The sequence below is a fragment of the Streptomyces sp. bgisy100 genome, from assembly GCF_057709105.1.
On the sequence record NZ_JBYITE010000093.1, the window covers coordinates 1 to 10,262 of the forward strand.

At 75.0% G+C, this 10,262-nt stretch carries 8 protein-coding genes; 2 read left to right on the forward strand and 6 right to left on the reverse strand.

What is annotated here, in order from left to right:
* Positions 1–270: 270 nt before the first annotated feature.
* Positions 271–1,413 carry a glycosyltransferase family 4 protein gene (locus AC3EQ1_RS30970; protein WP_432097628.1) on the reverse strand — a complete coding sequence of 381 codons (1,143 nt, stop codon included), beginning with the start codon at positions 1,411–1,413 and terminating at the stop codon, positions 271–273.
* A gap of 761 nt (positions 1,414–2,174) precedes the next feature.
* On the opposite strand from AC3EQ1_RS30970, the gene AC3EQ1_RS30975 reads away from it, so the two are divergent.
* A complete protein-coding gene (locus AC3EQ1_RS30975; protein ID WP_432097634.1) occupies positions 2,175–3,515 on the forward strand; it encodes a glycosyltransferase 87 family protein in 1,341 nt (446 codons plus the stop codon).
* Positions 3,516–3,573: 58 nt separating this feature from the next.
* Here AC3EQ1_RS30975 and AC3EQ1_RS30980 read toward each other — a convergent pair whose 3' ends face one another.
* From AC3EQ1_RS30980 to AC3EQ1_RS31000, 5 genes are all read right to left on the reverse strand, one after another.
* Positions 3,574–4,845 carry a hypothetical protein gene (locus tag AC3EQ1_RS30980; protein WP_432097629.1) on the reverse strand — a complete coding sequence of 424 codons (1,272 nt, stop codon included), beginning with the start codon at positions 4,843–4,845 and terminating at the stop codon, positions 3,574–3,576.
* A gap of 58 nt (positions 4,846–4,903) precedes the next feature.
* A complete protein-coding gene (locus AC3EQ1_RS30985) occupies positions 4,904–5,947 on the reverse strand; it encodes a C40 family peptidase (protein WP_432097630.1) in 1,044 nt (347 codons plus the stop codon).
* A gap of 224 nt (positions 5,948–6,171) precedes the next feature.
* A complete protein-coding gene (locus AC3EQ1_RS30990) occupies positions 6,172–7,197 on the reverse strand; it encodes a C40 family peptidase (protein WP_432097631.1) in 1,026 nt (341 codons plus the stop codon).
* Positions 7,198–7,514: 317 nt separating this feature from the next.
* Positions 7,515–8,873, reverse strand: coding sequence for an NYN domain-containing protein (locus tag AC3EQ1_RS30995; RefSeq protein ID WP_432097635.1), 1,359 nt, complete (start codon positions 8,871–8,873; stop codon positions 7,515–7,517).
* Positions 8,874–8,893: 20 nt separating this feature from the next.
* A complete protein-coding gene (locus tag AC3EQ1_RS31000; RefSeq protein ID WP_432097632.1) occupies positions 8,894–9,133 on the reverse strand; it encodes a hypothetical protein in 240 nt (79 codons plus the stop codon).
* Between the two features lie 175 nt (positions 9,134–9,308).
* Between AC3EQ1_RS31000 and AC3EQ1_RS31005 the strand changes: the two genes are divergently transcribed.
* Positions 9,309–10,124 carry a rhomboid family intramembrane serine protease gene (locus AC3EQ1_RS31005; RefSeq protein ID WP_432097633.1) on the forward strand — a complete coding sequence of 272 codons (816 nt, stop codon included), beginning with the start codon at positions 9,309–9,311 and terminating at the stop codon, positions 10,122–10,124.
* The last annotated feature ends 138 nt before the right edge of the window (positions 10,125–10,262 follow it).

Genomic DNA, 10,262 nt, shown 5'->3' on the forward strand with positions numbered 1-10,262 from the left:
ACCCCCCACCCCTGCGCCCCCACCCCCTGACGCTCACCCAGCCCTGCGGGCCCCGCTGCCGTCATGCCCGGACCGGGCCGGTGGCACCGCGCCCTTGCGTTCACCCGGCCTGCCTCCTTGAGTCCGGACCTCTGGGCCGGGTGGCCGCGCCTCTTCGTTCGCCTTGCCCTGCGGCCCCAGCCTCTAGCGTCCGAGCTCAGGGTCGGCCGCGGCGATCTCCTGGTCGGCGCCCGGGCTCTGCGAGGGTGCTCTGCCGCGGTCGGGCAGGGCTCAGAGCAGGGCGGTGAGGCGGTCCGCGAGGAGGTCCCAGCGCCAGCGTTCCTCGACCCAGGCCCGGCCCCGCTCCCCCATGCGGCGCCGCAGGTCCGGGTCCTGCAGCAGGGTGACGATGCGCTCGGCCGCGTCCGGGGCCGAGCCGCCGGGGACCACCCAGCCCGTCTCGCCGTCGAGCACCGCGTCCGGGGCGCCGCCGGAGTCCCCGGCCACCACCGGCAGCCCGGTGGCGGAGGCCTCCAGGTAGACGATGCCGAGCCCTTCGACGTCCAGACCGCCGCGACGGGTGCGGCAGGGCATCGCGAAGATGTCGCCGGCCCCGTAGTGCGCGGGCAGTTCCTCCCAGGGCACCGCCCCGGTGAAGCGGACCGAGCCGGCCACCCCGGTCTCCGCGGCGAGCTTCTCCAGGTCGCCCCGGTACGGCCCGCCGCCGACGATCAGCAGCACGGCGTCCGGGACCGCGGCCAGGATCCGGGGCATCGCCCTGATCAGAGTGTCCTGGCCCTTGCGCGGCACGAGCCGGGAGACACAGACCACGACCGGGCGGTCCGAGAGCCCGAGGCGGGCCCGGATCTCGTCCCCGCCGGACCCCGGGTGGAACGTCTTCTCGTCGACGCCCGGGGGAAGTTGCACCATCCGGTCCGCGGCCTGCGGCGTGAGGGCGGAGGCGATCCGGGACCGGGTGTACTCGCCGAGGTAGGTGAGGGTGTCGGTGCCCTCGCCGATGCGCCGCAGCAGTTGCCGCGCGGCGGGCAGCTGGGCCCAGCCGGCCTCGTGCCCGTGCGTCGTCGCGACCAGCCGGCGGGCGCCCGCCCGGCGCAGCGCGGGCGCCATGAGTCCCAGCGGGGCCGCCGCGCCGAACCACACCGAGGTGCAACCGTGTTCGCGCAACAGCCCGACGGCGCGCCGGGTCACCCGCGGGGTCGGGAGCAGCATGGTCGTCCGGTCGCGGACGACGGTGTACGGCTGCTCCGCGTCGAAGCGGGCGGTGGCCTCGGTGCCTTCCCGGGTGCGCTTCCAGGTCGAGGCGTAGACCACGACCTCGGCCGGGTCCAAGCGCAGCGCCATGCTGTGCAGGAAGGCCTGGATGCCGCCGGGCCGGGGCGGGAAGTCGTTGGTCACGATCAGGGTCTTGTCCATCGCCTGCCGACAGTATCGGGTCCCCCGGGAGCGTGACGCGCGGGCTGTCGGAGAGCGGATCGTCGGATACGTGGGGGATCGCCGGAGGCAGGGCGGGTGGCCGTCGGGGTACGCCATGGGCGGGCCTCCGGCCGCGAGCCGCTGCGGCCGTGGCTCGACGTCCCCGTCGTCCACCCGGCGTACGCCACCCAGGGTCCGGACGGAGTCGGGCCGCCCTGCGGGGCGCCGGGCGCCTCCATCGCGCTCCGGCCCTTGCTCCCCATGCCACCGCATCGTTCCGGTACGCCGACGCTCCCTTGCATCGCCCCGCCACGCCCGCCCGCGCCTCGTGGCCGCGTACCGCCGTGCCCGGCATGATGCACCGAGCACCGCGGATCATCACAGAACGGGACGAGGCCACCATGGCGGACGGCAGCAGCCGGAAGGGTACGGACCGCCTGCCGCGCGGGACGACGGACGAGGCCCCCGCACCGGAGGCCCGGATCGCCCCGGCGCGCGGGCCGGACGGCGGCATCGGGCCATGGTCCGCGGGCGTCCTCGCCGACGGACGAGCCGCCCCGGCCGGGGCACCCCCGGAGTCCGGAGCGGTAGTCGACCGGCCGGGCACCCCGCCCCCGGTCGCCGCGCCCCGGGATCCCGGCCACCACGTCCCCGCCGCCCCGGAGCCCGCTTCCAGGGAGCCGGCACCGCTCGGAGAGCACCCGCCGGCCGGGGAGGGTGCCGCTACCCGTGCCGAGTCCCCAGCGAAGCGCCCATTCCGCATCCTCCGCCCGGTGGCCGCCCTCTGGTCGCTCTGGGCCGTCACCCGGGCGGTCCTGCTGCTCTGCGTCTTCAAGGTCCTGGTCGTCCCGGGACCGGACGTCACCAGTGACGTGGCGGTGATCTATCAGAGCTGGTTCCGGATCCTGCGCACCGGCACCTTCCCGCTGGACGACGTGACCTGGCAGTACCCGCCCGCCGCCGCGCTGCCCGTCCTCTCCCCCGGTCTGCTGCCCTTCCTGGACTACCCCTCCGCCTTTTTCCTGCTGGCCTGCGCGGCGGACGCGGTGGTGCTGGCCCTGCTGCTCCGGGCGGGCCGGCAGGCCGCGCGGCGGCTCACCGGTGCCTGGGTCTGGCTGGCCGGGGTGCCCCTGCTGGGCCACACGGCGTACGCCCGCTACGACGTGATGGTCACCGGGGTGGCCGTCGCCGCGCTGCTCGCCCTGCCGCGCCACCCCCGGACCGCCGGAGCGCTCGCGGCCTTCGGTGCGCTGCTGAAGGTGTGGCCGGTGCTGCTCCTGGCCGGTACCGCGCGCGGCCGGGCCACCCGGGCGACGTGGACGGCGGCCGCCGTCACCGGGGCCGTCCTCACCCTGCTCTGCGCCGCGGCCGTGCCGGGGGCGTTCGCCTTCCTCACCTTCCAGCGCGACCGGGGCACCGAGGTCGAGTCCCTGGGCTCGCTGGTCTTCCATGTCGCACGGCACCTCGGCTGGGACGGCCGGGTGCTGCTCAACTACGGCTCGGTGGAGTACCTCGGCCCGTACGTCGGCCTGGTCAGCGGTGTCTCCCTCGCCCTCACCGCGGCGGCGCTCGGCTGGCTGCTGCTCTGGCGGCGGCGTGCGGTCCGGGCCGCCCGCGGGTGCCGGCCGGGGCACCGGTGCAGTCCGTGGGCCGACGGGCACGGCGGTCCGGCGGCGCTGCCCGCGGACGCGGCGTTCACGGCCGTGCTCCTCTTCACCACGACCAGCCGGGTGATCAGCCCGCAGTATCTGCTCTGGCTGCTCGGACTCGCCGCGGTCTGCCTGACCCTGCACAGCACGCTGATGACCGCCCCGGCCGTCCTGGTCCTCCTGGCGGCCGGCGCCACCCAGCTGGAGTTCCCGGTCTGGTTCTCCCATGTGGTGGCCGGCGACCCGCTGGGCATCGCGGTGCTGGCCGTCCGCAACGGTCTGCTGGTGGCCGCCGCGCTGCTCGCGTGCGCCCGGCTGTGGCGCGCCGCGGCCCGCGAGCCGCGCCTCTTCCTCCCGCCGGACCTCGGGCGGGGCCTCCCCCAGGGGCTCGGGGGCAGCCTGCCGGTGGACCTTCGACGGAGCCTGCCGCGCCCGGCCCGCGGGAAACACTGACCGACCGTCCCCGGACGCCCTCCGGCCGGGCCCGGCCGGGGAGACGACCGCGGCCCGCTCAGCCCAGCCAGGCCCGGACGTACCCGCGCCACAGCGCCGTGAACTCCCGCGGGTCCGTCCGCAGCGTCCCGCGCAGCGCCGCCTCCACCGCGCCCGTGCGCCCCTCGTGGGCACCGACCGCCCGGTAGAAGCGGGCGAGCCGGTCCGTGCCCCACCGTTCGGCGATCATGCGGCAGGCCAGCCAGCCGCTCTCGTACGCCCGGCCGAGGCGGTCCGGGTCGCCGCCGAACCGGAAGTCCTCGTCCGAGGACAGGTTCCGGGGCGCATGGCCCGCCCGCACCGCACGGGCGAGTCCGGGTGCGCCCTCCTTGGGGGTACGGCCCGTGCCGCGGTACCCGGCCCAGTCGGCGAAGCCCTCGGACAGCCAGAGCGGGGTGGCGGAGGAGGTCGCGGCGCGCGTGGCCACATGGGTCGTCTCATGGGTGAGCACCACCCGCCGCCCGAACGCGCCCAGGACGCCGTACGCGTCCGGGTTGACGATCACCCGGTCCGCCGGTGCGTGCGGCGAACCCCCGGCCTCCCCGGTGGTCACGGCGGCGATGCCGCGGTAGCCGGCGGCGGGCGCGCCCAGGAGCTCCCCCATGCCCTCCAGCGATCCCGGTACGAGCAGCACCACCCGCCGGGCCCAGCGGCCCGGCCAGGCGCCGTTCACCTCGGGCACCGCCCGGTCGGCGGTGCGCGCGATCTCCCGCAGCCGGTCCGGGGGCTGTCCGACACCGAGGACCAGGCTGTGCCGGCCGCGCACCGCGTCGACCCGGCCCTGGTCCCACAGGTTGCGGGCGGGGCGCCGGCCGTCGGCGGTCCGCGGCTCCTCGGCCGCGACGTACCACCGGCCGTCCCGCTCGCCGACGGTGAGCCGCTGCACCGTGGTGACCGGGGCGGTGTCGAACCCGTCGAGGCGGTAACGGAGCCGGACCTCGGCGGCGACCCGGCGGCCCTCACCCCGTACGGGCTCGAATCCGCCGGTGCGGACCAGCCGGTACTGCCAGCTGCGCAGCGGCACCTCGGCGAGGTTGCGGAAGAGCCGGCGCTGCCCGGCCCGGTAGCCGGTGGCGCGGGGGTCCGCGGCGGAGAGGAAGGCGTCGGCGTCCCGGTCCAGCAGGGCCGCGGCGCGGCGGTCGAGCATCCGCTGGACGGCCCGTTCCGTGCCCTCGCGGCCGGCGGGCGGGGTGCCGCAGCCGGTCAGGGCGGCGAGCAGGACGAGCAGGACGAGCAGCAGCACCGTACCGAGCGCTGCCGCGCCTCTCGTCCCGGTCCCCGCTCGCGCCACGCCGTCGATCGTACGTGCGCCCGCGGCCGGGGCGGCACGGCGCCGGGGCGAGGACCGGTCAGACGCGGGTGACCGTGGCGCCCGGGATCATGCCGACCGGGTCGTACCGCACCCGCGCGCCGGGGTACGGGGCGTGCACCACCTGCCCGTTGCCCATGTACATCCCGACGTGGCTGGCGTCGGAGCGGTAGGTGACGAGGTCCCCGGGGCGGGCCTGGGAGAGCGGCACCTGCCGTCCGGCGTGCCGCTGCGCCTGGGAAGTGCGGGGGATCGCCACCCCCGCCTGGCGGTACGACCACTGGGTCAGCCCCGAGCAGTCGAAGCCGCCGGGACCGGCCATGCCCCAGATGTAGGGGCGGCCGACGGCGGCGCGGGCGGCCGCGACCGCGGCCGCGGCGCGGGAGGACGCGGGCACCTGGCCGGTGAGCGCGTCGAAGCCCTCGGCCCCGTCGGCGCGACCGCCGTCCCGGGAGGACCCGGCGAACGCCTCCCGCTCCTCGGCGGGGAGGGAGTTCAGCAGCCGGCGGGCGACGGCGAGCCGGCGTTCGACGGCCTTCTTGTGCCGGGCGACGTCGGCACGGCTGCGCTCCAACTCGGCGAGTCGCGTGGCCGCTTCGGCGCGCTGCTGCCGCAGCGAGCGCTGGGCCTCCTGAAGAGCGCGCAGCCGGCCGGCCTGGCGGCTGCCGATCCGGTCGAGGATGGATGCCTTGTCGAGATAGGTCTCCGGGTCCCCGGAGAGCAGCAGCGCGAGCGCCGGGTCGATACCGCCCGCCCGGTACTGGGCTCCGGCGAGCCCCGCGAGGCCGTCCCGCATCCGGTTGACCTGCTGCTGCCCCCGGGCGACCGACTCCTGGATCCGTTCCGCGCAAGTGCGCAGCCGCTCGCGGCGTTCGGTCGCGGCGTTGTACTGCTCGGTGGCCCGCTCAGCCTGTTCGTACAGCCGGTCCACCCGGGCCCGCACACCGGACGGACCGTCGTGCGGGTCGGCTCCGGCGGGCGCGGCCGACAGGGCTGCCGCCGCGCTCGCCGCGGCGGCGGAGAGCACCGAGACCCGGGCCGTCCTGCCGAGGCCCGACGGCGAGGGACGTCGATGGGATGCCACAGGACGCCGCACTCCCTTTCACGGTGTGCAGCCCCTGCCGCCCGGTCGGGCGAGCGTCGGTCCGGGAACTGCGCTCGCAGACAGTAGCCGCGCAACCCCGGAGCGTCCAAAGACCGTTGCCGGGCACACAGCGCGACGTCCCGCCGGAGACGCAGGTCACCGGCGGGACGTGGAGTCACAGCGCGTTGCGCAATTCGCCCGGATGGGCGGGCGCGTCCGGAGCGTCAGATGCGGACGCCCGTGTTGAACGGCATGTTGCCGATGGCCTCGAAGCGCACGTTGGCGCCCGGCTTCGGCGCGTGCAGCACCTGGCCGTTGCCGGCGTAGAGCCCGACGTGGTGCGCGTCGCCGTAGAAGATGACCAGGTCGCCCGGCTTGAGGTCGGCCTGGCCGATGCGGGTACCGGCGTTCATCTGGTCCTGGGACATGCGCGGCAGGGAGACCCCGGCCTGCGAGTACGCCCACGAGGTGAGGCCTGAGCAGTCGAACGAGCTCGGGCCGGTGGCGCCCCAGACATACGGCGAACCGATCTTGGTCTTGGCGGCGTTGAGGGCGGCGGCGGCGCGCTGCGACTCCGGGACGTCGTCGCCGAGGTCGGCCCGGCTGCTGCTGGCGCGGCTGGCGCGGGCGTCGGCGGCGGCCATGGCCGCCTTCTCCTTGGCCGTCAGGCTGTTGAGCAGGGACTGGGCCTCGGAGAGCTTGCCCTGGATCTCCTTCTTCTTGCCGCCGAGCGCCTTGCGGGTGTCCGCCAGCTCCTCGAGCTTGTCGGACGCCTCCTCGCGCTGCTGCTTGAGCGCGCGCTGCTTGTCGGCGATCTTCCGGAGCTCGTCGGCCTGCTTGCCGCTCAACTGGTCGAGCGTGGAGGCCCGGTCGAGGTAGCTGTCCGGGTCGGAGGAGAGCATCAGCTGCACGGACGGGTCGATGCCGCCGGAGCGGTACTGGGCGGTGGCCATCGAACCCAGGCCGTTGCGGAGCTCGTTCAGACCCTCCTGGCCGCGGGCCACCTTGTCCTGGAGGTCGCCGACCTGCTGCTCGAGCTCCTCCTGCTTCTCCTTCGCGCCGTTGAACTTCTCGGTCGCGACCTCGGCCTCTTCGTAGAGCTTGTCGACCTTGGCCTTGACCTCTTTTTTGGTCGGCTTCGGGTCGGCCTGCGCGGCCTGGGACGTGAGGGCGACGGCGGCTGCGGCGGTTGCGGTGAGCACGGTCACGCGGGTGCGGCTCGGCTGCTTGGGTCGACGGTGGGACGCCACGGGGGCGAGCTCCTTCTTCCTTCAGCCGCCTACCGGGTGCGAGTGGGGGGTCATCGGACCCCGGCTCCGGATGCCCCCGGCCTCCCCCTGAAGCCTGCAGAGCGCCGCGGACTCGGCGGTTCCTCCGCTGACATCCCGGATGGATGATCAACCGCGCGAAGGTTCGAGGCTCGACCTTAGTGACCTTCTTGTGATCGGTTCAAATCCTGATGAGAAAAAACTCCGTTGTGCCGCGCATTCTTTACAAACGTCATACAGCCAGTAGTGGGCGACTGACGCTACGTTCCGTCAATTCGGGCACAAGGCCCAGACGTTGCTCAGGTGCGCGAAAGCCGCTTCAGCAGCAGGGCGGACGCAACCGGACGGGCGCCGGCGCGGGCCACGCCGTCGGCGACCTCGCGGTCGGTGGAGACGACGACGACCGGGCGGCCGGGCGGCTCGGCACGCACCAGCTGCCGGATCAACTCGTCGGCGGTCTGCCCCGGTTTGCTGAACAGCACCCGCACCCCGCGCGGCGGCGCGAGCAGCACCGGCGCGGCCAGCTCCGCCCCGTCGAAGACACAGGTCATCTCGGCGCCGGTCTGCGCCGCCAGCACCGCCAGCCCGCCCAGCAGCCGCAGCCGCTGCTTCTCCAGCGGCATCGTGGGATAGCCGGTCTTGGTCACGTTGTAGCCGTCGACGACCAGATGGGCCTGCGGCAGGGCGAGCAACTGGTCGAGCAGCGCCGGATCGGTCTCCGACAGCGCCCGGGTGGCGACGTCCTTCGGTGTCATCCGCCCCGGCTCCACCGCCTCCACGGTGTCGGCGGGGTGCACCGACGCGGGCGGCAGCGCCAGTTCGCGCCGCAGACCCTGCGCGGCGTCCAGCACGGTGTCCAGCAGCAGCCGCAGCCGCATGTCCTCGACACTGCGGCCCTCGCGCACGGCACGGCGGCTCGCCTCGAGCGCGCCCTCCGTCTCGGCGAGCCGCGCCTTGAGCCGCCGCGCCTCACTGTCCGCGGCGGCCTTGTCCGTGGCGGCGGCGGACCGCACGTCCTCCAGCTCGGCCGCGGCCTTGCGCACCGCCGCCTCGCCGCGCCGGACATCGCTCACGGCGCTGCGCAGCTTGCGCTGGAGGGTGTCGGCCTCCTTGCGTGCCGCGTCCAGCTCCGCCCGCAGCCGGTCGGCGTCGGCACGGGCCGCGCTCCGGGCGTCCGCCAGCTCGGCCCGCAGCCGCTCCAGCTCGCGGGCGGCGTCCTCGTCGGCCCGCTCGGCCCGCGCGCGCTGCGCCTCCTCGCTCGCCGCGGCGACCAGCTTCACCCAGCCCGCCGGGCGCAGCACGTAGGCCGCCGCCGCCACGTCCAGCGGGTCCGCCGCGGCGGGCGGGGCGCCGGACTCCAGTGCCTCGGCCAGCTCCGGCTGCGCCTCGCGGAACTTCTCCCCGATGCGCTGCCGGAAGAGCGGGTGGCTCTCCAGCGCCGCGGCCATGGCGTTGCCCGCGAACTTGGCCCGGCGGGTCGGGGTGAAACGGGCGTACTGCCTCAGCTGCGGCGGGAGTTCGGCCATCGTGAGACCGCCGAAGGCGTCCCCGGCGATGGTGACGACCCTGCGCCGCACACCCTCGGGCAGCGGGCGGTCGAGCACCTCAGCGGGACCGGCGGCCTCAGGGGCCTCACCGGTACCGTCGCTCCGCTCCACCACCTGTCACCGCTCCGTTCTCAGGCGTTCGCGCCCGGGCGGTCCACCAGCTCGATCTGGTCCACCGCGTTGCACCAACGGCACCGCACCGACTCGATGGTCTCACTGAGCACGTCGCGCTCCTCGACGCTCGGCTCTCCGGCCAGGTCGAGGTGGACGTACTCGACGGCGCGGGTCGAGCGGGTCACGTCGAAACGGGTCAGGTTGCCGCACAGGGTGCAGCGCCAGCGGGTCTCGGCCGTCGGCTGGGGAACGCCCATCGTGTCGTCCTCGTCTTCATCGTCTGCGCTTGCCCTCCGCGGTGCGCCGTCGAACCGCGGGGGTGCTTGCCGTAACCCTACGGCCTGGGAGGCCACCGGCGCCGGGGCCGGGCGCGCAGCGCGGGCCCGGCGAGGCACTCTGGGCAGGTTGATCCGGTTAGGCCATGCTCTGTGCATGATCCCCACGGCGCACTCGGTGAAGCAGGCGGCAGCGGGGGCCCTGCGGGCGGCCCGCAACGGGCCCCTGGTCACGTATGCGCTCATCGGTTCGTGCTGCCTGATCTTCGCCCTCGGACCGGCCTCCGGGCTGGTGCCCGCGGACGGCTCGGAGGGGGATGCGCTGGCGGCGCAGGTCGCGCACTTCGAGCGCTGGGGCGTCATTCCCAGCGAGCTGCTCAGCGGGGAGCCGCGAGCGCTCCTCACCCCGCTGACCGCCCTGTTCGTGCACGGCAACTGGCTGCACCTGCTGGGCAACATGCTCTTTCTCTTCGTCTTCGGCGGGATGGCCGAGGAGCGGATGGGCCGGGCGGCCTACGCCTTCTTCTACCTCGCCGTCGGCTGCCTGGCCCTGGCCGGCTACGCGGCCGTCCACGCCGACTCGTCCCAGACCCTGGTCGGGGCTTCCGGAGCGATCTCCGGGGTCCTGGGAGCCTTTCTCTATCTGTTCCCCGGCGCCCGCGTCACGAGCCTCTTCCCGTTCCTCTTCTTCCTGCCGCTGCGCTTCCCCGCCTGGATGGTGCTGGTCTTCTGGTTCGGGCTCCAGTGGCTGGCCGCCGGGAAGGCAGACTCGAATCAGCCCGGAGTGGCCTACCTGGCCCACCTGATCGGCTTCTGCCTCGGCTTCCTCTACGCGTGGGCCCGCTACCGGCGCAGCCGGCCGTGGCAGGAGGCGCCGGCGGCGGAGGGGGGAACGTCCGCCGCGGAAGGGGGAGCCCCGGCGGTGGAGGGGGGAGCCCCCGCTGCGGAGGGCGGCGCGGGCCAGGAGGGGTAGCGCGGGACGGCGTCGGGGCAGTGCGGGACGAGGACTTCGACGGGGCTCCCGGGCCCTCTCTGCGCCTACGCCGTGGCGCCTTCCGTTGAGAGTGGTAGCGGGGGACGGCAAAGGTCGCCGGGTGCCTTCCGTTGAGGG